The sequence below is a fragment of the Kineosporia succinea genome (genome assembly GCF_030811555.1).
GTDB classification, from domain to species: Bacteria; Actinomycetota; Actinomycetes; order Actinomycetales; family Kineosporiaceae; genus Kineosporia; species Kineosporia succinea.
Genome location: NZ_JAUSQZ010000001.1, coordinates 5,926,660 through 5,949,228 on the forward strand (window position 1 = coordinate 5,926,660; position 22,569 = coordinate 5,949,228).

The window sequence follows — 22,569 nt, forward strand, 5'->3', positions numbered from 1 at the left end:
CGGTCACATCACGATGGTCTTCGACTTCCGAACCAGCTGCGTCGGTTTCCAGCCGGCAGCGAGCGCATCGGCCCGGGCCTCATAAGCGAGCGCGGCACCGACCGTCGAGTCGATCTTCCGGTCCGAGTGCTCGTTCTCCTTACGGACCAGCCGCAGCTTGCCCCGCATCCGCACGTACGTGTTCCCGAAGTGCTCACTCATCAGCGAGTCACCCGAGTGCAGAACTTCTTCCTTGACCAGATCAGTGCGCAGGCGCTCAAGCGCCGCGGCCATCTGCACATCTCGCGAGGTCGCCCAGAGAATGACCCGCTTCTCGCCGAACTCCGAGGCGATCGACTCCAAGTCGGTGCGCCATTCGTGCGGGTCTCCGTACATGCGGACGATCTCGTAGCGACCAAAGGCCGCGCGCATCGCGCCGAGCACCTCGGACCGAGGAACCTCCCACCAGGCACCCTCAAGGCCTTCGGGCTTCTCCCAGATCCCGATCGGAAAGATGAACCCGTCCGACATGCGCGACCCGATCAGGACCGTCGAGTCGTCGTTCAGGCTGCCGTCAAACCCCACCGTGAGCGCGGTGCCCGGTTCTAGCGCCTCGAAACCAGGCTTCGGCTCTAGCAGGTCGGCCGACGGCGACACCCACAACGCGAGCGCCTGCCGCTCGATGATGTCCGTGCCCAGCCACACGTCCTTCCCCGACATTGGCCGGTTCAGGAAGTAGCGGACTGCAGTCGCGACATCCGGGCAGATCCGCGTGTCGTGCATGTCCCGGAACTTGCGGTCCATGTCGATCCGCGACGCCGCAGCACCATAAACCTGCCGCAGCTGGGCCTTCGTGTGCTTCTCGTCCTTGAGGTCGATGCGGCCCTTCGCCTCACGGTGATTCACGAACACCGCCGGCGAGAGCGTCTTCTTCCGCCAGGCCGTCAGGGTCGCCTCGAAAACCGACTGCTCACCAGGCTTGTAAGCGGTCGACGTCTGGTGAATCCACGGGTCCGCGTCGAAGCGCTTCCCGAGGTTACGGGCGATCGTCGCGTACATCTCGCGGAGCTCAGCCGTGACGTACAGGTGCGTCTCATCGAACACCACGTGCGACTCGAGGCCGCCGTCCTTCGACGCCGCACCCGAGGTCGAGGCCCTGATCTCACCACCGTGCGGCAAGTAGATCGCCGAAGCTGACTGGTACTGCCGGGTGCCCGTCGCGCCGGCATAGATCTCGGGGAAGTTGTCCTTACCCCACTCGCCCGCGATGAAAGCGATCGTCTTGAAAGTGTTCCCGGCCTGGCCTTCTTCCGTGGCCATGCACTTGATCAGCGGCGAGACCACGGGCCGGGCTACCGGCTGCCCCTCAGCGTTCCATCCGTCGAACCGCACCGGGAAAAACGCCTCAGCGACCGCAACCCACGCGGCGATCTCCGACTTCGCCCGACCCTTAGGCCGAGACAAGACAGCCTCGTTGAACACCCGACGCCCCGTGAACGGGTCAATCCGGTAGCACTCGACGATATGGTCAGCCATCTCGTCGTCGACCTGCGCAGGCCGGCCCTGAATATCGCCCTCGCCGTGGCACATGAACGCCTCAATGGCGTCGATGACCTCGTAACCGACCGAGCAGGCATGCCCCTCGAACTGCGGCCCAGCCCAAGGCACCCGGACCTACCCGAGACTCAAGCGCCGCGAGCGCGAGCGCGATCCAGTGCAGTCACCGTCGCACGCCCAGACCCGGCACCCTTCGGCTGATGCGCGCCCCGAGGCGTACCGCGACGCTGAGGCACATTCCCAACCTCATCCGGCAGCCTCAACGCCGCCAGCAACTGCTTCAGCAAGTTCTGCTGCTGCCGCGCCTCACCCAACGCGCTCGACACCACCAACAGCAACGCGTCACCGTCATCACGCGGAAGCTCCACGCGCGCCCACGTCTCCACATCGCCCGAAAGCAGCTCGTCGAGCTTCTCCAGGCGATCCGCGCAACGGCATGCCTCAAGCAGAATCTCAACCTCGGCCGGCTTGCCGCGCATGTCCACGCCACCCGTAACCGCCACCCACAGCGCGGCACCACGACGGCCCAGACGAGCCGGCACATCCATCAGGAAGCCAGCAGGAGCTTCAGTCATCACAACCCCCTCCGCGGCATCGCGCCACGAACGAGACCCGACAGGCATCGCGCCCACCAGGCAGACAGTTGAACAGGAAACATTTCAGGTGCTCTGGACCGCGAGCTACCTAGCCGACGGTGCCCCGAGGGGTGGGGGGAGTGGGGACATCCCCCCTGGGTTCCTCGGGCGCCGGTCTGCGTTGGCGACCAGGGAGCGCGGGTTCAGTCCGGCGCCCGAGGAGTCTGAGTGTTATGCGGCGTTCCATCCGCCGGGTTGTGCGTGCCCGGTGTGGGATGAGTGGCATGGGTGGCAGAGCGGCCGTCCGTGTCGCGGGTCGTCGGGGTTGAGCTTGGAGTCGACGAGTTCGCGGCGGGAGAGCGGCCAGTGGTCGGCGACGGTGGCCTTTAGGGTGCAGGGTCCGACGTGCCTGTTGGTTGGTGCGGTGCAGCCTTCGCAGGCGCACATGCCGCCGTTCTTCTTCAGCACGGCGGCGCGGAAATCGTTGCGGTGTCTGCGTCCGTAGCCGCGTTGTGTGGCGTTGCCGCGGGCCATGTCTGCTGCGGCCTTGCAGTCGGGGCAGCGGCCGGATCCTTGGAAGACGTTGGGGCAGCCGGGCTTGGAGCAGACGGACCAGCGGGCCATGGTCAGACGGCTGGCTGCGAGTGCTGAAACAGCAGCAGCCCGACAGTGAGCATGGCGATCGAGAGCAGGCAACAGACGACGAATGCTTGCCCGCGTTCCATCAGGCCTTCCACGTGTAGTACGCGCCGATGATGGCGACAGCCCAGATGGGCGCGGAGATCAGCAGTCCCAGCACGAGGCCACGGAAGAACCGCGGCTCGCGAGACCGCGGATCGGCGTCCACTAGAGGATGTGCGTACCGGCGTCGGGGTCGTCGGTGGGCTCGGCGACGGTGACTTCGGGCACGAGCGATGCAGTGCCGTTGGATGCGGCTCCGGCGGACGCGACGGACGTGAGGAGCGACAGGACGGCACCACCGAGGCCGAAGCCGAGAGCGTCGACCCAGGGCACGGACCAGACGTCGATGGCGCCGGCTCCGAGCGCGAGGATGGTCGACTGGGCGGCGGTCTTGGCGGATCGCTCGGCGGCGTCTCGCCAGAAGGTGCGGGTGAAGGTGGCCACGATGTTCTCCTGGCTAGTCGGCGGGTGGCCGCTGTCGTGGCGGCCTGCGTGCTGGCGGCTCGTGCATTTCGAGGCCCGCCTTGGCGATGAGCGCCCATGCGGCCTGGGCCCACGTACGGAGCTCGGTGAGTTCGGAGCGGGTGTCGGCGAGCTGGTCGGTGAGTTCGGTTTCGCGTTGCTGGGATCGTTCGCGGTCTGCTTCGAGGCGGTCGATCCTGAGCGCGAGCGAGTCGATCTGCCGGCGGGCTTCTTCGAGGGAGTGGTCTTGGCGCCCGAGTTGCTGCGCCTGCCGGTCGATCTGTTGTTCTTGCCGCTCGATCTGCGCCCTGTACGGCTCGATGAGCGACAGCGCGGATCCGGTGAGCGTTGCCGCCGCGTTGGCCCAGGCGCCGTCTCCGCTGGCTTGGGAGGCGCGGGCGTCGGCGGCGGTTTTACGGCGGGAGAACCAGGCGCCGAGGATGGTGGCGAGGACGCCAGTGGCTCCGGCAGCAACGAGGAGTCGGATGATCAGGTCTGAGAGGCTGCCGGTTTCGGCGGGCGGAGCGTCTGCGGCGAGGTAGGCAAGATCCGACAGGTGCATCAGGTCCCGCTTTCGCCAGAGCCCCCAAAGTGCCGGCGTGCGGCCCTCAGCTTCCGTGTGACTTGCACGAGCCGCGTCATTGCGGCTCCTGCGATTCCCCCATGGAGGATCGCGGTGGGTACGCCGCGCCTGCCGAGTTCGAAGGCCGCGAGGGCGTAGATGGCGCCGCCGAAGAAGAGCGCGACGAGCCCGACGCGTTTGATCTCGACGCCAGTGAACGGGTTGCGCCACATGAGCCCGGCGAATGCGACTGCACCGCCGAGCGCGTAGAGCGTCGCCCAGATGCACGCCAGAGTCGGGGATAGGCTCTGCCGGATGCTCGAGGACGATCCGAGGCCGGTGAGGATGCTGATGCCGAGCGCTGACGTGGACAGCAGGACGGTCGCCTCGAAAGCGTTGACGGGGCCTGCGGGTCGCGGCGCGAGGGTCTTCGCGAACCGTCTCACTGGGGGAGCCTGCGCAGGCCTACCGCGAGGACGATGCAGGAGCCGGCGAGCATCCCGTACGCGAATGGTCCGGTGGCTGCGGCGGTAGGGATCTGCATAGCCGCCTGGGCCAGGGAGAGCGCGAAGAACATGAACCAGACGCCCTCCGCGAAGAGGGTCGCACTCAGGGTCCGGTAGTGCGCCTTGCCGAATGTCGCCCACAGCACGATGAGCCCGAGGACGACGAGAGCGCCGCCCCACGTGTCCTGCTCTCCGGGCAGCGCGCGGGCTGTGTTGAAGCTAGGCCCGCCGAACCGTTCCTTGCCGCCGAGGACGAGTCCCGCCCCGAGCAGGAGGCCGCCAAGTCCGAGGACGCCGGCGACTCCCTGCACGATCCAGCCGAGGGCGAGACGCTGGGGCATGGCTACTGCTTGGCGCCGGGCGGGTTACCCGTGGCCTTGGCGAGCGCGGCTTTGATGTCGTTGATGCCAGCGGTGACGAGCTTGTGCCGTGCGCCGTCGTTCTGGATCTGCTGGTCCTGGTTGAGCTCGACGTTCGACAGCGCACCGACGATGGTCATGTCGCGCGCGGGGGCGTCGTCATCGTTGACCTTCTGGTTGGGCACCATCCGGTCGGTGAGGAGCATGTCGCGGATGCCGGCCAGGACGAGCTTGGCGGACTGCTCAGCGATGGCCTTGCGGTCTTCGGGGGTCACGTCGTCCTCCTGGGTGAGTCGCCGGATCTTGTCTGCCGCCTGACGGACGGAACGCTCGCCAGCGACGACCTCGAAGTGCATGTCGTCGACGACGGTGGAGAAGTCGCCGCCCCAGCGGATGACTCGGTCGCCTCGGTCGTCGGTGATGTCGGCGAGGATTCGGCGGAGCGCGCGGACCTGCTTGGCGGTGAAGGTGCCTCGCTTGCCTCGGACGTGCCTGAGGGCGTTGAGGTCCCAGGCGGTCGCGCTCGCATGGCAGGAGATTGAGGTGGTCGAGCCGCGGACGTTGCGGACGGCGTAGGACCAGTCGTCGAGGACGGGGCCGTGAACCTTCTCGACCTCGCGATCGAAGCGGGTGATGAGGTATTCGCCGATGACGGCGACGTCCCGGTTGGCTGCGGCGAAGGACCCGCCGGCTGCCGTGAACCAGATGAGCTGGCCGCGGTCTCGGACGGTCCATCCGTTGTAGGACGTCGCCATTTTGGCCCTCCTACGTGTTGGGCATGGGGGGCCGGGACAGGATTCGAACCTGCGACCTTCGGCTTATGGGGCGGACGAGCTGACCTAGCTGCTCTACCCGGACATGACGGAACCCCCTCGCCACGGGGGTTAACGAGGGGGTTCCGAGTTTGATTGCTCGCGGGGGGTGTTCACCTACACGAGTCGCATGTTGAAGGTGACAGTACACACTCCGTTGCCACCTGTCACGTCGTCCGGTCAGCTGGCGACGCGTTCGGGCTGACGTTCACTCGTCCAGCGGCCTTTGCGCTTCCCTAGGCGGCTTTCGCGTTCAGCCACGAGCAGGTGTTCCTCCTGGACGTACCGCATCCCGGTGATGGGTTCGAACGTTGCCACGAGCATCTCCTGCCGAATCCACCGCCGGATCGTCTCGGGCGTGCGATGGACCCGCTGAGCGGCCTGGTCGATCGTGTAGCAGATCATGCGGGCACCTCGTCTTCTTCGCGTTCGGCCATCTCTTCGAGGACTCTCCGCGCGTGCCAGGCGTAGAGGTCTTCGGCGATGGTTTCCTTGCATGTGCGGCACGAGATGACAGCCCGTCCCATGAATGCCTGCGGTGCAGTGCGTACGAGCGAGAGCATGTCGCAGGCCGGGCACGGGGTCGGCAGATAGAGCGGGCGTTCCTCGTCGGGGTACCGCTTGAGTGCGGCGCGTACGACGTCGCAGAGTTCGGTGACCATCTCGCCGGACCACTCATAGATGCACGCCCGGTCGAGGTGCGTCGAGATCCTGCCGGCCATCGTCGCGGCGGAGTGGGCATGCTGGGTCGAGATGCCCTGCAGGCGTTTCCCGGCGACGTACGCGGTCGGCATGTAGGGCGACAGGTCGAGCTCGTCGGTGACGGTCTCGTGCCAGTCGGCGAGCGACGCGTACAGGCGGTCCGCGGTGTCGACTGCGTCAAGGTTGAGCGGTGCCGGAGAGTGCTTGCCCGCAGCCCGCGGCATGTCGTCTCGTCGGACTGCCCCTGGTTCGACGCATGCCCGGAGCCACTCGATCAGGTCGGGGATCTTCCCGACGGCCTCGGTGAGCCGGCCGTGGCAGTGGATGCAGAGCTGCCCGACGTGAGCGAGACGCGGCGAGCAGCCTGTGCATTCATCGTCGTGCTGGTGCTGCTCGTAGCAGCCGCCCTCAACTGAGCATGCGTACACGCCGTCAGCGCCCTGGTGACAGTCGCACGAGCAGGTGCGCTGCAGGTGCCGGCGGGGGACGACGCAGCCGCGGATGCAGTGGAGGCTCAAGCGAGGACCGCCGGGTGGTCAACGCGCCCGAGGAATTCGAGGCATTGGCAGGCGCCGTGTCCATCGTCTCCCCCGACGGGCGTCCAAGACGGACAGACGGACGTGACCTCGGCGTGGTGGCCGCAGGGGTCGTTCTCGAAACCCTCTTCACAACCGCAACGTTCGGGGTCGTGGAAGCCTCGTGCTCGTCGCCCGCACTGGTCGCAGGCCAGGAACGGGTCGCCGAAGACCACGGTGACGTGGGTCCGGGTGTGCGTCGCGCTCATCGCTTCTCCTGCTCGTTCTCCTGGCCGAGTTTCCTTGTGGCCGCTTTCTCCCACGCCCGCACTGGTCCGGATCGACGATCACGGTCAGCGCAGTGACGCCGGCATCCGCATCCGGGCCAGCGTGACCGACCGATCATCCGGGCCGTGGGGCCGAGATCCTTTGTCTTCACTGGCCCTCCGGTGCAGGCAACATGGGATGACGGGCGAACGCATCGGTGAGCATCGCCTTCAGTTCCGTTTCGTGCGCCTTCTGGCGACGAGCTCCTCGCAGTTCGCGGAGTCTCTGCTCTTGGCCCTCGATGCGCCTCACCCGCTGGATCCGCTTGTAGGCCCGGGACTGTGCGCGGGTCATGGGAATGGGTGGCCGGCGACTGATGCGGACGGGTACTGGCGTGGCCCAGAGAATGCCCGGGTCGCTGCGGAAGACGTCGCCCCAGTGGATTTCGCCAGCGAGTGACTGAGGGATGACCGAGCGCAGGGGGAAGCGTTCTTGTCGGGCCAGGCGGCGCTTTAGGGTGGTCAAGGCGGTCAGCCGACCTCTCTATGACTCGCCCACGCCAGCAGGTCTGACATCAGCTTCGGCGCAGCGAGGTACGGCATGCGGGCTCCCTGGGTGTGCACTGACGAGTGTCGGCAGTCTATGGCAGTCAAAAGGGCTTCTGTGTTAGCCCGCCTTGCGCAGGGTCTGACTGGCCTGCCTTCGCCCTAGTGCGACCTCGAAAGCGATGACCTCGTCGGGGTGCCAGTACCGGTAGCGGCCGATGAGGAATCCCGGGTGGACCTGGCCGGCGCGGATCCGGTCGCGCACGGTCTCTTCCTTCCGGACGGCATACCTCTCGCAGAGGTCGGTGATGTCCCAGAGTCCCTTGGGCTTCGGTCTGGCCATGTCTCACACCCGTCTTTCGCTCGTTTGGGCTCCTGTCGGGACGGTACGGGCTACCGTTGGGACGGTCAACTGCGCCGACGCGTGAGGGGTGTGTCATGGGATCGGTCGAGACGCTGTACGACGGCAAGGGCAAGGTGCGCGGCTACCTGGCGCGCTGGCGTGACGAGGATGACCAGGGGAGAAAGAAGACGTTCCTGCTCAAGGACGGCCTCAGAAAGAAGGACGCCGAGAAACACGCCGAGGACGAGGAGCGCAAGAAGCGCATCCCTGAACCGCCGCCGACGCCAGAAGACCTGTGGGACAGGACGGTCACCGTCGCCGAGCTCGCGGGTGAGAGCATCACGCTGCGCGTCCCGCAGCTAGCCGAGAACACGATCTTGTGTATGCGCAGCAGGTGGCGCAATCACATCGTGCCGACACAGCTCGGACGCACGCCAGCCTTCGACGTCCAATGGACCCAGGTGCAAACCTGGGCCAACGAGATGCGTGAGGGGAACTCGAAGGGCGCCGTAGAGGCGTGCCTTGGGTTGATCCGCCGCGGTATGGAAATCGCAGTGCGGGACAAGCGGATCCCGTCATCGCCCGCAGCGCACAGGATCTATATCGCAGGCGACGAGCCTCCCGAAGATGATCAGGCAGACGCGATCGTGGTGCTGGAAGTGCCTGAGGTGGCGTGCATCCTGGCGCACCTCGAAGGCGTGATGCGGCTGATTGCCACGATCCAGGCGCACACCGGAGCGCGAGTACACGAGGTCCTAGGCCTGCTGAAGTCGGACATCGATTTGAAGCAGCGCGCGATCCGGTTCCGCAAGCAGGCGAAGAGCCGAACGCCGGGCGCCAGGGCCAAGCTCAAGACCGGGGCGTCGCGACGAGACGTCGTCATCGGCGCGGTTCTCGCCGGAGAGCTTGAGTCCTGGCTTGCTGACCATCCTGGAGACGGCTGGCTCTGCCTTCTGGACGGCGAGGCCGTGAAGTACGACCAGTACAAGCCGGCACTGGAGAAGGCCGCCAGGGATGCCGCTCTGGAGATGGAGGCAGCCCAGCGAGAGCGGGTCGCGCGCGGGGAGGAAGACTCGGGCTGGGAGTTGTCGAGGCTCGCGCGGCTCGACGAGCTGGGCGAGATCCGGAGCCATGCTTTCCGGCACCACCATGCGTCCGTCCTGATCGGCATGAATGTGCCGCTTCTCGCGATCGCTCGGCGCCTGGGGCACTCGACGATCGGTCAGATCGAGAAGACGTACGGGCATCTGATGAAGGTCGTGGACGAAGCGGTGCGGGATGCCGTGGACGGGGCTTGGAGGGGACACGTGGCGCAGCGTGCCCTGTCCGTGCCCTCAGCGCTGCCGCAAGTGCCCTGACCTGGGGTTTCCGATGATGGCCGACAACATCGAGCACGTCATCACCTACTGGATCCTGTGGGAGAAGTTCCACTCCCCGGCCCTGGCCGGGTTCCAGGTCGTCAGTCACTGGCTGCCGTTCCTGCTCTTCTCGCTGGCCTCCGGGGCGCTCGCCGACCGCTACGACTGCCGGCGCGTGATCCAGGCCGGGCAGGTGCTGTTCATGCTGGTCTCGGCGGCCTGGGGCGTGCTGTTCCTGACCGGCTCGCTGCAGATCTGGCACGCCTGCGTGCTGCTGGTGCTGCACGGCTGCGCCGGGGTGCTGTGGGGGCCGGCCGAGCAGATGATGCTGCACGACTTCGTCGGCCGCGAGGCCCTGCCCAGCGCGGTGCGCCTGAACGCGACCTTCAAGAGCCTGGGCGTGCTGTGCGGCCCCGCGGTGGGCTCGCTCCTGCTGCTCGGGCTCGGGCCCACCGGCGGCATTTTCGCGAACATCGCGATCTACCTGCCCCTGACGATCTTCCTGTTCCGCACGCGGTACACCGGGCACCGGCGCGACCTGAGCCCTGCGCGGTTCGGATTCCGGGACACCGTGCGGGTTCTGGGCGAGGTGCGGGACGACCGGCTGCTGGTCGGCATGATCCTGCTGGCCGGGCTGGGCGCGTTCTTCGTCGGGGCGTCGCTGCAGTCCACGATGCCGGTCTTCGCGCAGGACCTGGGCGCCGGGAACGCCGGGACGACCTACGGTGTGCTGCTGTTCGCGGCCGGCGCCGGGGGAGTGGTGGGCGGTCTGGTGCTGGAGGCCACCGGCTGGATCGGCGCCAGCGTGCCCGCGGCCGTGCTCGCCACCGTGCTGTACGGCGCCAGCACCGTGGTCTTCGCGGTCACCGATTTCTACGCCCTCGCCCTGGTCATGCTCGTGGTGAGCGGGGTCGCGAACCTGGTCGCCACGTCCACCGCCCAGACCGTCGTGCAGCTGCGGGCCCCGCGGGCCCAACGCGGCCGGGTACTGGGCCTGTACGGCATGTCGTCGAGCGGGCTGCGCCTGGGCAGCGGCTTCACCGTCGGGGCCGCAGGGGCCGTGGTCGGCGTGCACACCTCACTGGCGCTCAGTGCGGGAATGCTCTGTCTCGCGGCCCTTCTCGTCTGGAGGCTCAGCACCCGCGCGCGGTGAGCGCTCAGGCTTCCGGACGGCCGCCGAACCTCCACGTGTACGTCTCCACCGACGCGTATCGGTCGGGCGCCAGCAGGCCGGCCGCCTGCCCGGCGTCGCTCGCCTGAACCAGGGCGGCGGTGCCCAGCCAGGTCCGGGCGTCGTCCGACAGCAGGGGCCCGTACGCGATCAGGCCGTCGACGTCGGGAACCCGATCCGGCGCGGGGCTGGTCTCGGGGCTGGTCTCGGGGCTGGCCTCGGTGGAGGGCCCCAGGCCCAGCACGAGGAAGCGCTCACCGGCCTCGCGGCGGCCGGGAAACTCCCACATGGTGCGGCCCAGCCGGTTTCGCCAGCGGCGCAGCAGGACGTCGCGGTAGGCGCCCGCCTGGTAGGTCGGCTCGTCGAAGGCGAAGGACCGGGCGGCGGCCGGGCCGGGCAGCCCGAGGATGTGCACACTGCCGACCGGAGGGCTCCCGGGGTGCGCGGCGGGATCGAAGACCGGGCCGCGAGCGATCATGGTCTCCGCGAAACGGTCCATGAAAGACCAGTGTTCCTGCAGCAGCGCCTCCCGCAGGGGCAGGCTCCCGGGGCGGTCTCGGTGCAGGCAGAAGAACTCCATGGGCACGATCAGTCCCCAGCCTTTCCGGTCAGGAACCGCGCCGAGGCGGCCGCGGCGAGGTCGTCGTCCGAAATCCGCTCGAAGGCCTCGAGTTTGAGAAAGTGCCGGGCCACCGTCAGGCCCAGTATGCCGCACACGGCCAGCAGGGCGCGGGTCTCGGCGTCGTCGCCCTCGAGGGATGCGCTCAGATTGAGGACGCGCCGGTCGAGGTGGTCACGCATCGCGCGTTCGGCCTCGGGAGAGGTGAGCATCGAGCGCATCAGGGCGCGGGTCTGTGGCGGCAGGTCGTCGAGGCGGGCGCCGAGCACGTCGCTCACGTGCTCGGCGGCCGCCTGCTCGTCGTCGGCCGGCAGGCGGGCGGCCGAGGCGAAGAGACGCTCCTTGGTGCCGTGGTGCTGCATGACCAGGGACGGGTGCACGCCGGCCTTCTCGGCGATGGCGCGGACGGTCGCGCCCTTGTAGCCGTGGGCGGCGAACTCCTCGCGGGCGGCGTCGAGGATCCGTTGCGCCGTGCGGGCGCGGGCCGCGTCCCTGCTCGTGCCAGCCATACGGCTCACTCTACAAGCGTTCAGCGAGCGTGCTACCTTTCGCTCAACACCTGTTTAGCGAAAGAAGGCTGTCACCGTGCCCCTCATCGCGATCGAAGAACACTGGACCACCCCTGAACTCACCGCCGCCCTCAAGGCCCTGCCCGCCGGGCGCCGCGACGCCAGCCTCGCCTTCAACGAGATGCACGACAACCTGGACCGGCTCGAGGACCTCTCCGACGGCCGCATCGCCACCATGGACGAGCAGGGCATCGACATCTCGATCCTCGGACTGGCGCCCCCGGCCACCGGACCCCTCGACCCCGCCGACGCCCTCTCGTTCAGCCGCGTCCTCAACGACACCGCCGCCGAGGCCGTCAGCCGCCACCCCACCCGCCTGCGCGCACTCGCCACGCTGCCGATGGCCGAGCCCGCCGCCGTGGCGGGCGAACTGGAACGGGCGGCCGGCCTGGGGCTCGTCGGGGCGATGGTCTACGGGCGCACGGGTGACGTCCCGCTCGACGACCCTTGTTACGACGACCTTTTCGCCACCGCCGCCGCGCTGGGGCAGCCCGTCTTCATCCACCCGCAGATCCCGCCCCCGGCGGTGCGCGACGCCAGTTACAGCGGTCTGGGTGAGCTGCCCGACCTGGCGCTGGCCACGTTCGGCTGGGGCTGGCACCTCGAAGCCGCCCTGGCCGCACTGCGTCTCGTGGCCCGAGGCACCCTCGACCGGCACCCGGACCTGCGGATCGTGCTCGGCCACTGGGGCGAACTGCTGCCGTTCTGGAGCGAGCGCACCAACAGCCTGGCCCGGGCCGCGAAGCTGGAACGCACCCTGTCGGAGTACATCCGCTCGAACTTCTTCATCACCGCCTCCGGCATGCTGAGCCCGGCCCTGCTGCGCCAGACCCTCGAGGTGACCACGCCCGACCGCCTGCTCTTCTCCACCGACTACCCGTTCCAGCGCCCGACCCGCGCCGAGATCGCCGACTTCGTGCGGGAGTTCGAGCGGGACGCCGACCGGGAGGCCTTCACCTCGGGCAACGCGCGGCGGTTGTTCGGGCTCTAGCGAGTGGTCTCGTGCACGACGGCCTCGGCTGGGCTGTCCGGTGCGGGCGCGCCCGGTCGCGACGGCGGTACCGGCTGGGGCGGGGCGGGGCGGGTCGGGTCGGTGTCCGGCATTCCGGCCCGAGCCTCGTGGCGCAGGGAACCCGACCGGAAGGGGCGGGGACGGTCCTGTGGCTACCGAGGCGTCCATCCTTTACCTTTACCCGACCGACCCGCCGGGCCCGACCAGCACCAAAACGTACTGGGAGGGGCAAAACCGGCGTTCTTGACTGGTGTGCGCAGAAGAGGAACCGAAGCCATGACGGCGAATCCCCAGGAGCCCAGGGCCGCGCACGCGACGACGGCGGGCCCGGCGAGCGCCGGGCAGAACCTGCGCGAGCTGTTCGGCTCGTCCAGCGCGGTGTTCGCCTCGATGCTGGGCGCCGAGCACGTGCTGGAGAGCGCGAACGCGGCGTTCTTCGCCACGACCGGTCACGAGCGGGCGCGCACCGGGCTGCCGGTCGCGCAGTGCCTGCCCGAGCTGGCCGAGCAGGGGTTCGTCGCGCTGATGGACGAGGTGTACCGCACCGGGCAGGCGTACACCGGGCGGGACGTGCGGGTGGTGCTGGGAGCGGGGGTGCGGGCGCAGGAGGCGTTCTTCGACTTCACCTACGAGCCGCGTCGCGGCCTGGACGGCGCCGTCATCGGGATCCAGCTGATCGGGGTGGAGACCACCCAGGTGCGGCACGCTCAGCAGCTGATGCTCGAGCACCAGTCGCTGCTGGAGCAGATCGCCCGGCAGGCGCCGCTGACCGAGGTCCTCGACGGGATGGCGCGCTGCATCGAGGGTCTCACCGCGCAGGGGGTGCTCGTGTCGGTGCTGCTGGCCGATCCGGACGGCACGCACCTGCGGCACGGGACGGCCCCGAGCCTGCCCGCCTTCTACAACGAGGCCATCGACGGCATCGCCACCGGGGAGGGCATCGGCTCGTGCGGGACGGCCGCGCACCGGCGGGAACCGGTCGTGGTCACCGACATCGCGAACGACCCGTTCTGGGTGGACTTCCGCGACGTGGCCGGGCGGGCCGGGCTGGCCGCGTGCTGGTCGACCCCGATCCTGGCCCGCGACGGGAGTCTGCTGGGCACGTTCGCCATGTACCACCGCGTCCCCCGGGCGCCGCAGGACAGCGACCTGGCACTGGCCCGGGTGTTCACCGGCACCGCCGCGCTGGCGATCGAGCGGCACCGGATCGAGCTGGGCAAGGCGGTGGCCGAGGCGTCGGCGGCCGCGGCGCACCGGGCCCTGACCGAGGCGGTGGAGGCGGAGCAGAAGCTGCGGGCCGAGGCCGAGGAACGTGCATCGGCGGCCGCGGCTCTGGGGGGTCAGATGCGGGACGCGGCGGCGGCCCAGGCGGGCCTCTCGCGTCCCGGGAGCTGTCAGCTCGGGGCCCGGGTGGGATGCACCGCCCCGGTCGAGCTGAAGATCACCGACTCGTGGGGCGACGCGGCCTGGGGGTGTTTCATCCACGCGGAGGAAGCGCTGTTCAACGTGCGCACCGCGTACATCGCCGAGGAGCAGACCGACGGGCTGGCCGCCTACCTCAACCGCTGAGGTCCGCGGCGTTCTCGCGCGCCTCGTCGTCCTGGATCTCGCGGAAGTTGAGGTACGAGTAGACGACCGTGGCCGCGGCGATCAGGCCGGAGAAGATCAGTGACGCACCGGCGCCCCAGCCGCCGGGCAGCCACCAGCGCTCGGCCAGGGGCCACCAGCCCGGCACCGGCGGGCGCAGGCCCCAGACGACGCCGATCGCGATCAGGGCGGCGATGCCGAGCACGGACGCGCCGATCCGCAGCGGGCTGGAGACGCCGTCGGCGGCGGTGCGCAGCGCGGCCTTGCGCACCGGTTCCAGGCGGCGTTCGGCCCACTCGTACTGGGTGGCGAGCACGGCCAGGCCGGCGAACAGGGCCAGCAGCCCGGGGCCGGGCAGCACCAGCGCGGCGATGCCGACGAGCACGAGGACCCAGCCCACCAGTTGCAGGGCCAGGCTCTTGATCGCGCCGCCGGGCATCTTCACCGCGACACCCCGGGCTTGGTCGAGACAATCATCGGGCACCTGCTTCTGGTTCGGTCCGGGCCGTCCGGATCGGCGGCTGACCAGCACCGTACTGCCGATCCGGCGGTAGCGAACCTGGGCCTGGCCGGACCGGGCCGGCCCTCGCGGTCCCGCCGTATCGTGAGGCCCATGGACAGGAGCAGCGAGCTCGGCGCGTTCCTGCGCTCACGCCGTGACCGGATCACGCCGTCGCAGGCCGGTATGACCGCGTTCCCCGGACCGCGGCGCGTGCCCGGTCTGCGCAAGGAGGAAGTGGCGTTCCTGGCCGGGCTGAGCGCCGACTACTACAGCCGGATCGAGCAGGGCCGCCAGAGCGCCCTCAGCGACGACATCTGCGACGCGCTCGCCCGGGCCCTGCGCCTGGACGCCACCGAGCACGCACACCTGCGGGAGCTCGCGGTCCCGGCCCGGCGCCGCCCACCGCGTCCGGCCCCGCAGCAGCCCGACCCGGGACTGCTGCGCCTCATGGCCAACCTCGACCACGTGCCCACGCTCCTGCTCGACCGGTTCTCGCGCGTGCTGGCCTGGGGCGGCCCGCTGGAGGCCGTGCTCGGTCTGACCCTGGAGCCCGGCTTCTCGTTCGGGCGCTGGCTGCTGCTGGACCCGGCCGCGCGGACCCGCATCGAGAACTGGGACGAGTTCGCCCGCGGGGCCGTCGGGACGCTGCGCCACCAGCTCGGCCGGCACACCCCCGACCTCGAGACGCTCGCCCTGGTCGACGATGTGCGCGCCGACGCCGACCCCCGGCTGCGCCGGTGGTGGGACGAGCAGACCGTCGCCGACCAGACCTCGCTGCGCAAGCGCATCGCCCATCCCCGGGCCGGGCTGCTCACCTTCGGGATCGAGGCGGTCTCGACGCCTCACGACCGCGACCAGCGCCTGATCGTCTACACGGTCGAGCCGGACTCGGCCACGGCCGGGATGCTGCCGATGCTCCGGTCCTGGGGGACCGAGAGCGCCGACGCACCGTGAGCGGGCAGCGTGCGTTCACCAGTGTCCGGCCGTGCGTCCGGCCGCGCGTCCGGCCAGGGTTCTACACCGGGACGATCTGACGGTTCCCGGTGCGCCCGGCCTCGGCCACGGCCTCGATGAGCGCGGAATTGCGCGCGGCGAGGGCGAAACCGGGCGCGGTGCGGGAGCCGGTGCGCAGGTCGGCGGCCAGGCGGGTGTAGACCTCGGCCACGTTCAGGGCCGGGCCGGAGTCCGGGACGGCGGGGGAGTCCGGGGTCTCGAACGGGACACTGGCGGTGAGGGTGAGGTCGCCACCCTGCACGCCGAACAGCGTGCCGCCGCGCAGACGCAACCATCCCTGCGTCCCCCGCACCACGAAGTCGAACTCGGCGTCGTCGGCGGCCACGCCCGCGAGCACGGACGCGGTGAACGCCACGCCGTTACCGGCCGAGCCGAGAATGTCGGCGTGGTCGGGAACTTCGCGCTCGATGGGGTCGGAGGTGTCGACGGCCGTGACCGTCGGGAAGAGGGTGGGGGTGTGGGCCTGGACCTCGGTCACCGGGCCCAGCACCGTCTCCATCAGGTCGAGGGTGTGCCCGGCGGTGATGGTCAGGAGGCTGGCGCCGGAGGAGGCTTCCTCGAAGTAGCGGTAGGCCGAGAGGGTGGCGGGTGCCCAGGCGCTGGTGGTCGAGACGATCCGGGCGGTCAGGGGACGCCCGAGGGCGCCCTCGGTGATCATCCGGGCGGCGCGGCGGGCGGACGGGTTGAGCCGGCCCTGCAGCCCGATGGCGGTGGGCAGGTTCCCGGCCGCCGCCGAGAGCGCCCGGGACTCGGCCGGGTCGATGCCGAGCGGGGCCTCGCAGTAGACGGCCTTGCCGGCCTTCAGGGCGGCCTCGACGAGGGCGCGGTGCGCGGGGACCCGTACGGCGACGGTGACGATGTCGATGTTCTCGTCGTGGATGAGGGCCAGGGGATCGGCGTACCAGCGCCCGGCCCCGAACGCCTCGGCCGCGGCGCGGGCGCTGTCCTCGTGACGGGTGGCGACGGCGGCCAGCTCGAAGCCGTCGAGAGCCTGCACGGCGGGCACGTGGGACAGCTGCGCCCAGCTGGCCCGGGTGTCGGCTCCGATGATCCCCACGCGGATGACCTGGTTCATGACGTCCTTCGGTTGTGGTGACGGGTGCCACCAGGCAACCGGACCCGGGGCCGGCGGGCCAGGTCCGGCCGAACCTGGGCAGGCGCTGACCAGGTTGGCCGCCAGTCGTGCGGCTAGCGGTAGACGCCGTCGTCGTCGGTCGTGTCGATCAGTTCCTCGAACAGCACGTTGCCGATGCTGAGATTGGCGTCGAGCGTGGGGATGCTGTCGGCCGTGGCCCGGAACGACGACGGGTCGTCCTCGGGATCGGTGCTGACGACGAGCAGCGGGAAACCCTCGCCCCGGCAGGCGTGTGCGTCGAAGACGAAGTAGTAGCCGATCCCCGGCAGAGCGGCCGGATCCGCGTCCTGGTGCGCGGGGTCGTCCACCAGGTTGACGCTCGTGCCGCCCGTGTCCTCCCAAGCCCGGTCGATGTGGTCGATCATGGCGGCCCAGGCCTCGTCGTCGCTGAAATCGGTGCGGAAGAGGAAGGCCTGATCCTCCTGGTGTTCCCGCGACGGAGCGGGGGCCCGGCCCGGGTCGGGCCACTGCTGCCGGAGGCTGAGGTCGTCCTTCCAGCCGAGCATCTCGCGGGAGAAGACGCCGGACAGGGCCCGGCTCTCGAGGTCCTCGGCCCGCGCCGGCGCGGGTTCGTGACTGGTCATGTCAGGGCTACGCACCGGCTGCGGTGGAGGGTTCACAGGGGCGGAAATTGACGTGCACGGGTGGTGTGCGAAACGGTCGCACCAGGCATCGCACCAGGCTGATGCGCGCCCCCGGGAAATCGCCGATCATGGACGCATGAGCCGACCCGGTCTGCCGTCCCGCCTTCTGCGTTCCAGCTCGCACCTGGGCTGGAACGGGGTCAGGCTGGAGGAGTACGAAGACCCTTTCGTCACCGAGGCCTTCCACACCCGCGGCGAATCCCTGACCCTGGTGCGCGTGACCACCGGCCGCTACCGGATCGAGAGCCGGGCCGGTGGCCGCTGGCGCGCTGACGACTACCGGCCCGGCTCGGTCGGCGTGACGGCTCCCGGTCACGAGAACGTCCTGCGCTGGCGGGCTTCCGCCCCGGTGGTGATGCGCTCGCAGCACGTTCACCTCGACCCCGCGCTCGTGCCCGCGGGGGCCGCGTCCCCCGACGCCCTGAGCCTGGACGATCCCTACGTGACGGCATCGGTGCAGGCCCTGGCGACGGCCCTCGACGACGAGGCGCCGGCCCTGTACGCGGACGCGGTGGCGGCAGCCCTGGTGGCGCACCTGGTGCACCGGGTCGGCGCTCGAGCGGTGAGCCCGGTGCGCGCCGGTGCTCTCAGCGCCGGTGAGGTGAGGCTCGTCGTCGACTTCATGCACGAGCATCTGTCCGAAGACGTCACGCTGGAACAGTTGTCGGCGCTGGTCGGGCTGAGCAAGTTCCACTTCCTGCGCCTGTTCCGCTCGGCCACCGGCGAGACCCCGGCCCGCTTCCTGGCGAAAGTGCGCCTGCGGCAGGGGGCACGGTCTTTGAGCATGACCCCGGAGAGCGTCGCGGCGGTGGCGATCCGGTGCGGCTACCGCAGTGCCGGTCAGTTCGCGGCGGCCTTCCGTCGCGAGTACGGCTGCACCCCACGGGCCTACCGGCAGCAATCCCGGGGGATCTGACCGCAACCTCAGGGGATCCGGACGTCTTCGGATTGCGGGACCACCACGTCCCCGATTGTCTCGTGAACGCAAGGGATGACGGATCGTCTGAGGAGTGGTGGGCAGGATGACGGATCGGGTCGCGATCGTCACCGGGGGTTCCGGTGGCATCGGGCGGGCGGTGAGCGAGCGCCTGGCCGCCGACGGAATCAGTGTGCTGGTGACCTTTTCCGGCGGTTCACAGCGTGCGGACGACGTGGTCACGGCGATCACGGACGCGGGCGGGCGCGCCGTGGCGGCCCGGGCGGACGTGGCCGAGCCGGCCGAGGTGAACGCGCTTCTCGATGTTGCCGAGGCCGAGTTCGGTGGTGTGGACGTGGTGGTGAACACCGCGGGGATCATGCGGCTGTCGCCGCTGGCACAGCTGTCGCTCGATGACCTGGACGCCATGTACCGGGTCAACGTCCGGGGCACGTTCGTGGTGAGTCAGGCTGCGGTGCAGCGTCTCCGGAGCGGTGGGGCACTGATCAACTTCTCGTCGTCGGTGGTGAAGCTGGCCCTGCCGACGTACTCGGCGTACGTGGCGGGCAAGGCCGCGGTGGACGGGATCACGCGGATCCTGGCGCAGGAGGTCCGGGGCCGCGACATCACCGTGAACGCGGTGGCGCCGGGCCCGACGGCCACCCCGCTGTTCCTCGACGGCAAGCCGACGGAGGTGGTCGAGCACCTGGCCGCCCAGGCGCCGCTGGAGCGCCTGGGGGAGCCGAAGGACATCGCCGAGGCCGTGTCGTTCCTGGCCGGACCGGCGCGGTGGGTCAACGGGCAGGTCGTCTACGTGAACGGAGGGATCGTCTGATGGGTGTCGTCATCGTGACCGGGGCCTCGAGCGGTTTCGGGGCCATGACCGCGCAAGCGCTGGTGGAGGCCGGGCACACGGTCTACGCCGGGATGCGTGGCCTCTCCGGTCGTAACGTCACGTCGGCAGCCGATTTCGAGAAGCTGGCGCAAGGCGCGCGGGCGGTCGAGCTGGACGTGTCGTCACAGGAGTCGGTCGACGCGGCGGTGGCCCGGGTGATGTCGGAGGCGGGCCGGGTCGACGTGGTGGTGCACAACGCCGGGCACATGACGCTGGGCCCGGCCGAGGCGTTCACGGTCGAGCAGGTGGCCTCGATCTACGACACGAACGTGCTGTCAACACACCGCCTGAACCGGGCCGTGCTGCCGGTGTTCCGCGGTCAGCGTGACGGTCTGCTGGTCTGGGTCGGCTCGACGAGTGCGCGCGGGGGCACGCCGCCCTACCTGGGGCCGTACTTCGCGGCCAAGGCGGCGGAAGATGCACTGGCCGTGAGTATCGCGGCTGAGGTCTCGCGGTTCGGGATCGACTCGGTGATCGTGGTGCCGGGCTCCTTCACCTCCGGCACGAACCACTACGCCCACGCCGGCACGCCCGACGACGCCGAGGTGGCCGGGGTGTACGAGGCGGAGTACGGCGAGGACGTCCAGAAGCTGCTGGCCCGTCAGGCGCAGGAGTCGCCGGCCGACGCCGACCCGGGCGAGGTGGCCCGCGAGATCGTCCGCGTGGTGGGTCTTCCCAAGGGACAGAGGCCGTTCCGGCTGTACGTCGACCCGGCGCAGGACGGGGCCGAGGAGATCTTCCGTATCGGCGACCGGGTGCGGCGCGACTTCTACCGCAACCTCGGGTTCGGTGACCTGCTGAAGCCGGTGTGACCGTACGCCGGGGCGGTCCCGGGTCCTCGAGGGTCCGGGGCCGCCCGTTGCCGGACCGCCAGAGCGGCGCCTACCGCACCCGGGGGCGGCGCTCCCGGTCGCCCGACAGGCGCAGCACCACCTGGCAGTCCAGGTCGTCACGGCCTCCGGCACCCCGCAGCGCCCGGCTGACCTCGGCACACCCGGCAGCGACGGCCTCCAGGTCCGCGTCGGCCCCGACCGAGGCCCGGATGCGGGCCGTGAAGCGCCCTCGCTCGCGGAAGAGCCGGCCGTGGGCCGAGTGGGCGCCGGTGCGGGCGGCCAGGGCCTGGGCTCCGGCCCGGGCCAGGGGACCGGTCTCGGCGCAGAGCCGCCCGGACGGGCCGCTGCCGGCCAGCGGGATCCGCCCGGCGCCCGGGGCCGGGCGGTGGGCGAACACCCCGCGCAGGGCGAGCAGGAGGAGCAGGACCCCGGCCGCGCCGAGGGCCCAGGGCCACCAGGTCTCGGCGGTGGTCTCGCGCAGCCGGCCGAGGTCGATCGTTCCCCGCAGGTCCGGCACGCGCCGGGTGCCCCAGGCAGCGATGGTGACGCCCCCGGCCACCAGGACGAGGGCCACGACGGCGGTCACGACCCGGTCGAGCGCGGAGCGGGTCATCGGGAACCACCGGCCCGGGTCGAGATCCGCAGCCGGGGCGGCGAGGCGAGCACCCGCAGACGCTCCTCGACCGCCGAGCGGACGGCCGTCTCGACGGGCTCCCGGGGCTGCCCGGGGTCCACGACGACGGTGAGCCTGAGCGCGGAACGGCGGTGGCGGGCCCGGGCGGCCGTCACCCCGGCGACGTCCCGTGCCGACCGGGCGGCCAGCCGCCCGACGTCCCGGCGGCGCAGGAAGACGCCCTCGGCGCGGGCGAGGGCGAGCCCGGCCCGAGGACGGGGACGCAACGCCACGACGAGGAGCACCAGACCGGCCACGACCACGGCCGCTCCGGCCGGTACCGCCCAGGTCTGCGGGCCCAGACCGTCGAGCCCCTCGAGCACAGTGCCGGTCCAGGTGGTGCCGGTCAGGACGCCGGCCTGGACCAGGCTGTCGCGGACCGCGACCACGCCGACGGCCCCGAGGAGCAGCGCAAGCAAGGTCGCGGTGGCCTCCAGGGCGCCGGTCGCGGCCGGGGCCCGGTTCGTCGATGCGGTCATCGGACCCTCCGGTCCTCGTCGTCCGGGGTCCCGGACTCGAACACGACGCGGGAGACGATGACGTCCACCGCCTCGACGGGCAGATCGAGCAGGGTCTGCACCTGGCGGCTCACGTGATTGCGCACGGCGCGGGCGACCTCGGGCAGCGAGGCGGGCCAGGCGACGGCGATGAGCACCCGGACGCGGACCCGGCGCCCGTTCCTGCGCACGTCGGCCCGGGGCAGAGCGCCCGCGACCGGGTGCCGGAGGGACGAGCGGGACGAGATCACCGACGCGATGTCCGCGGCGGCGCGAGCGGCGGTCTTCTCGATCACCCGGTCGGCGATGGTGAGGTGACCGCGCCCGGCGGAATCCGGCCGGGGTGCGGCCGGGGTGACCGGCCGCTGCAGCGTCGTCTCAGTCACGACGACGCCCCGGCAGGAGCTGGTTCAGGTCGAATTCGCGGTCGTACTGCCCGCCGACCAGGTAGCCGGCGACACCGAGGACCACCGCGATGAGGAATCCCCAGAAGCCGCCCGTGGCCGCTGCCACTCCGAGCAGCAGGCCGGCGAGCAGACCGATCGTCGAGGTAGCCATGTCTTCTCCTTGTCAGGACGTGCTGTCACAGCTCGAAGTAGCGCCGGGAGCCCGGCAGGCGCCTTGGCAGGACGGTTCTCAGACGCCGGCCGGCCCGGCGGGCCCGGGCGGTGACCCGGGCCCGGAAGGTCGTGTGCAGGACGAGGGCCGTCCGGGGCGGCTCGCCGTCGTGCCGGGCGAGCTCGGCCCGCAGACGCAGGTACGTCTGCGGGTCACCGCCCCGGTCGGGATGGTGCTGCCAGGCCAGACGCCGTTCCCGGCGGCGCCGGTCCCGGCCGTCGTCCCGGTCATTCCCGTCTTTGCGGGGCCCGGCACGGTTGCGGTTCCCGTTGCCCTCGCGGGCCCACCCGGGGTCGCGGTCACGGGAGCCGTCCGTCACGTCCGCCCCCTGTCCCCTCCGAGCCGGGGGTGGACGTGACGACGTCCTCGACCACGACGTCCTCGACCACGACGTCCTCGACCACGACGTCCACCCGGGTGCTCCCGATCCCCGGGACCCCGGCCGCCGCGGCGCGGACCGCGTCGGCGGTGGCCAGGATCGGCGCCGAGGCCAGGAGCACGACGTGGACCCGGGTGACCTCCGGCCGGACCTGGATCCCGAGCACCCGGCGCCCGGGCAGGTACGTGGCGATCTCGCCGGGGCCGGGCCCGGGGTGCAGGCCGGCCACCCCGGGCACGGCCCGGACCACGTCGGCGAGGAGCTCGCTGGCCTCGGTCACCG

At 70.5% G+C, this 22,569-nt stretch carries 30 protein-coding genes and 1 tRNA gene; 8 read left to right on the forward strand and 23 right to left on the reverse strand.

The features are described 5' to 3' along the window. Positions 1-3: 3 nt before the first annotated feature. The 12 genes from J2S57_RS26085 to J2S57_RS26140 all read right to left on the reverse strand — a co-directional run bounded on the left by J2S57_RS26085 (position 4) and on the right by J2S57_RS26140 (position 7,865). Positions 4-1,647 (reverse strand): terminase large subunit domain-containing protein, encoded by a 1,644-nt coding sequence (locus tag J2S57_RS26085; RefSeq protein WP_307247676.1) that lies wholly within the window; start codon positions 1,645-1,647, stop codon positions 4-6. Positions 1,648-1,664: 17 nt separating this feature from the next. After that, the gene (locus J2S57_RS26090) at positions 1,665-2,111 is read right to left on the reverse strand and encodes a hypothetical protein (protein ID WP_307247677.1); all 447 of its coding nucleotides are present in this window, start codon (positions 2,109-2,111) and stop codon (positions 1,665-1,667) included. Between the two features lie 846 nt (positions 2,112-2,957). Further along, positions 2,958-3,236, reverse strand: coding sequence for a holin (locus tag J2S57_RS26095; RefSeq protein ID WP_307247678.1), 279 nt, complete (start codon positions 3,234-3,236; stop codon positions 2,958-2,960). Between the two features lie 13 nt (positions 3,237-3,249). Continuing rightward, the gene (locus J2S57_RS26100) at positions 3,250-3,816 is read right to left on the reverse strand and encodes a hypothetical protein (protein ID WP_307247679.1); all 567 of its coding nucleotides are present in this window, start codon (positions 3,814-3,816) and stop codon (positions 3,250-3,252) included. Further along, positions 3,816-4,262 carry a hypothetical protein gene (locus tag J2S57_RS26105; RefSeq protein ID WP_307247680.1) on the reverse strand — a complete coding sequence of 149 codons (447 nt, stop codon included), beginning with the start codon at positions 4,260-4,262 and terminating at the stop codon, positions 3,816-3,818. The genes J2S57_RS26100 and J2S57_RS26105 overlap by 1 nt, the downstream gene beginning before the upstream one ends. Further along, positions 4,259-4,663, reverse strand: a complete 405-nt coding sequence (locus J2S57_RS26110) for a hypothetical protein (protein ID WP_307247681.1) — start codon at positions 4,661-4,663, stop codon at positions 4,259-4,261. The genes J2S57_RS26105 and J2S57_RS26110 overlap by 4 nt, the downstream gene beginning before the upstream one ends. A 2-nt stretch (positions 4,664-4,665) precedes the next feature. Then, the gene (locus tag J2S57_RS26115; protein ID WP_307247682.1) at positions 4,666-5,436 is read right to left on the reverse strand and encodes a M15 family metallopeptidase; all 771 of its coding nucleotides are present in this window, start codon (positions 5,434-5,436) and stop codon (positions 4,666-4,668) included. Between the two features lie 28 nt (positions 5,437-5,464). After that, a tRNA-Met gene (locus J2S57_RS26120) sits at positions 5,465-5,539 on the reverse strand. A gap of 134 nt (positions 5,540-5,673) precedes the next feature. Next, on the reverse strand, positions 5,674-5,898 hold the full coding sequence (locus J2S57_RS26125; protein ID WP_307247683.1) for a MerR family transcriptional regulator: 225 nt from the start codon (positions 5,896-5,898) through the stop codon (positions 5,674-5,676). Next, the gene (locus J2S57_RS26130; protein ID WP_307247684.1) at positions 5,895-6,419 is read right to left on the reverse strand and encodes a hypothetical protein; all 525 of its coding nucleotides are present in this window, start codon (positions 6,417-6,419) and stop codon (positions 5,895-5,897) included. Before J2S57_RS26130 ends, J2S57_RS26125 begins: the two co-directional genes overlap by 4 nt. A gap of 726 nt (positions 6,420-7,145) precedes the next feature. Then, positions 7,146-7,502, reverse strand: coding sequence for a hypothetical protein (locus tag J2S57_RS26135; protein ID WP_307247686.1), 357 nt, complete (start codon positions 7,500-7,502; stop codon positions 7,146-7,148). 141 nt (positions 7,503-7,643) lie between these two features. Then, positions 7,644-7,865, reverse strand: a complete 222-nt coding sequence (locus J2S57_RS26140; protein WP_307247687.1) for a hypothetical protein — start codon at positions 7,863-7,865, stop codon at positions 7,644-7,646. Between the two features lie 95 nt (positions 7,866-7,960). Between J2S57_RS26140 and J2S57_RS26145 the strand changes: the two genes are divergently transcribed. Together J2S57_RS26145 and J2S57_RS26150 are read left to right on the forward strand one after the other, a co-directional pair. Next, positions 7,961-9,223, forward strand: a complete 1,263-nt coding sequence (locus J2S57_RS26145) for a tyrosine-type recombinase/integrase (RefSeq protein WP_307247688.1) — start codon at positions 7,961-7,963, stop codon at positions 9,221-9,223. Between the two features lie 13 nt (positions 9,224-9,236). After that, on the forward strand, positions 9,237-10,376 hold the full coding sequence (locus J2S57_RS26150) for an MFS transporter (RefSeq protein WP_370882508.1): 1,140 nt from the start codon (positions 9,237-9,239) through the stop codon (positions 10,374-10,376). Positions 10,377-10,380: 4 nt separating this feature from the next. Here the strand turns inward: J2S57_RS26150 and J2S57_RS26155 are convergent, their stop codons facing one another. Both J2S57_RS26155 and J2S57_RS26160 read right to left on the reverse strand, forming a co-directional pair. Beyond that, the gene (locus tag J2S57_RS26155) at positions 10,381-10,974 is read right to left on the reverse strand and encodes a YciI family protein (RefSeq protein WP_307251116.1); all 594 of its coding nucleotides are present in this window, start codon (positions 10,972-10,974) and stop codon (positions 10,381-10,383) included. An 8-nt stretch (positions 10,975-10,982) separates the two neighbouring features. Further along, on the reverse strand, positions 10,983-11,522 hold the full coding sequence (locus tag J2S57_RS26160) for a TetR/AcrR family transcriptional regulator (protein ID WP_307247692.1): 540 nt from the start codon (positions 11,520-11,522) through the stop codon (positions 10,983-10,985). Between the two features lie 76 nt (positions 11,523-11,598). Here J2S57_RS26160 and J2S57_RS26165 point away from each other — a divergent pair, with 76 nt between their 5' ends. Next, a complete protein-coding gene (locus J2S57_RS26165; protein WP_307247697.1) occupies positions 11,599-12,573 on the forward strand; it encodes an amidohydrolase family protein in 975 nt (324 codons plus the stop codon). A 297-nt stretch (positions 12,574-12,870) separates the two neighbouring features. Beyond that, positions 12,871-14,163: a GAF domain-containing protein gene (locus J2S57_RS26170; RefSeq protein ID WP_307247698.1), complete on the forward strand. Its 1,293-nt coding sequence runs from the start codon at positions 12,871-12,873 to the stop codon at positions 14,161-14,163. Here J2S57_RS26170 and J2S57_RS26175 read toward each other — a convergent pair. Continuing rightward, positions 14,153-14,620, reverse strand: coding sequence for a PGPGW domain-containing protein (locus J2S57_RS26175; protein ID WP_307251118.1), 468 nt, complete (start codon positions 14,618-14,620; stop codon positions 14,153-14,155). The genes J2S57_RS26170 and J2S57_RS26175 overlap by 11 nt on opposite strands. Positions 14,621-14,794: 174 nt before the next feature. Between J2S57_RS26175 and J2S57_RS26180 the strand changes: the two genes are divergently transcribed. Next, positions 14,795-15,637: a helix-turn-helix transcriptional regulator gene (locus J2S57_RS26180; RefSeq protein WP_307247700.1), complete on the forward strand. Its 843-nt coding sequence runs from the start codon at positions 14,795-14,797 to the stop codon at positions 15,635-15,637. A 61-nt stretch (positions 15,638-15,698) separates the two neighbouring features. On the opposite strand, the gene J2S57_RS26185 is transcribed toward J2S57_RS26180, so the two are convergent. Both J2S57_RS26185 and J2S57_RS26190 read right to left on the reverse strand, forming a co-directional pair. Continuing rightward, entirely contained in the window at positions 15,699-16,772 is a 1,074-nt protein-coding gene (locus J2S57_RS26185; RefSeq protein WP_307247702.1) for a Gfo/Idh/MocA family protein, read from the reverse strand. Positions 16,773-16,885: 113 nt separating this feature from the next. Next, on the reverse strand, positions 16,886-17,416 hold the full coding sequence (locus J2S57_RS26190) for a DUF6924 domain-containing protein (protein WP_307247704.1): 531 nt from the start codon (positions 17,414-17,416) through the stop codon (positions 16,886-16,888). A 136-nt stretch (positions 17,417-17,552) separates the two neighbouring features. Between J2S57_RS26190 and J2S57_RS26195 the strand changes: the two genes are divergently transcribed. The 3 genes from J2S57_RS26195 to J2S57_RS26205 all read left to right on the forward strand — a co-directional run bounded on the left by J2S57_RS26195 (position 17,553) and on the right by J2S57_RS26205 (position 20,099). Further along, the gene (locus J2S57_RS26195; protein WP_307247706.1) at positions 17,553-18,392 is read left to right on the forward strand and encodes a helix-turn-helix domain-containing protein; all 840 of its coding nucleotides are present in this window, start codon (positions 17,553-17,555) and stop codon (positions 18,390-18,392) included. Positions 18,393-18,498: 106 nt separating this feature from the next. Beyond that, positions 18,499-19,227, forward strand: coding sequence for an SDR family oxidoreductase (locus J2S57_RS26200; protein WP_307247708.1), 729 nt, complete (start codon positions 18,499-18,501; stop codon positions 19,225-19,227). Continuing rightward, the gene (locus J2S57_RS26205; protein ID WP_370882708.1) at positions 19,224-20,099 is read left to right on the forward strand and encodes an SDR family oxidoreductase; all 876 of its coding nucleotides are present in this window, start codon (positions 19,224-19,226) and stop codon (positions 20,097-20,099) included. Before J2S57_RS26200 ends, J2S57_RS26205 begins: the two co-directional genes overlap by 4 nt. A gap of 70 nt (positions 20,100-20,169) precedes the next feature. Here the strand turns inward: J2S57_RS26205 and J2S57_RS26210 are convergent, their stop codons facing one another. From J2S57_RS26210 to J2S57_RS26235, 6 genes are read right to left on the reverse strand one after another with little or no spacing between them, the layout of a single operon-like run. Further along, complete coding sequence (locus J2S57_RS26210; RefSeq protein WP_307247712.1) at positions 20,170-20,733, reverse strand: hypothetical protein; 564 nt, start codon at positions 20,731-20,733, stop codon at positions 20,170-20,172. Then, positions 20,730-21,272, reverse strand: coding sequence for a DUF6286 domain-containing protein (locus J2S57_RS26215; RefSeq protein WP_307247714.1), 543 nt, complete (start codon positions 21,270-21,272; stop codon positions 20,730-20,732). Before J2S57_RS26215 ends, J2S57_RS26210 begins: the two co-directional genes overlap by 4 nt. After that, positions 21,269-21,676 carry an Asp23/Gls24 family envelope stress response protein gene (locus J2S57_RS26220; protein ID WP_307247716.1) on the reverse strand — a complete coding sequence of 136 codons (408 nt, stop codon included), beginning with the start codon at positions 21,674-21,676 and terminating at the stop codon, positions 21,269-21,271. Before J2S57_RS26220 ends, J2S57_RS26215 begins: the two co-directional genes overlap by 4 nt. Then, on the reverse strand, positions 21,669-21,848 hold the full coding sequence (locus tag J2S57_RS26225; protein WP_307247718.1) for a DUF2273 domain-containing protein: 180 nt from the start codon (positions 21,846-21,848) through the stop codon (positions 21,669-21,671). Before J2S57_RS26225 ends, J2S57_RS26220 begins: the two co-directional genes overlap by 8 nt. A 25-nt stretch (positions 21,849-21,873) precedes the next feature. Further along, complete coding sequence (locus J2S57_RS26230; RefSeq protein ID WP_307247720.1) at positions 21,874-22,227, reverse strand: hypothetical protein; 354 nt, start codon at positions 22,225-22,227, stop codon at positions 21,874-21,876. Beyond that, complete coding sequence (locus J2S57_RS26235) at positions 22,208-22,567, reverse strand: hypothetical protein (protein ID WP_307247722.1); 360 nt, start codon at positions 22,565-22,567, stop codon at positions 22,208-22,210. The genes J2S57_RS26230 and J2S57_RS26235 overlap by 20 nt, the downstream gene beginning before the upstream one ends. Positions 22,568-22,569 lie beyond the last annotated feature (2 nt).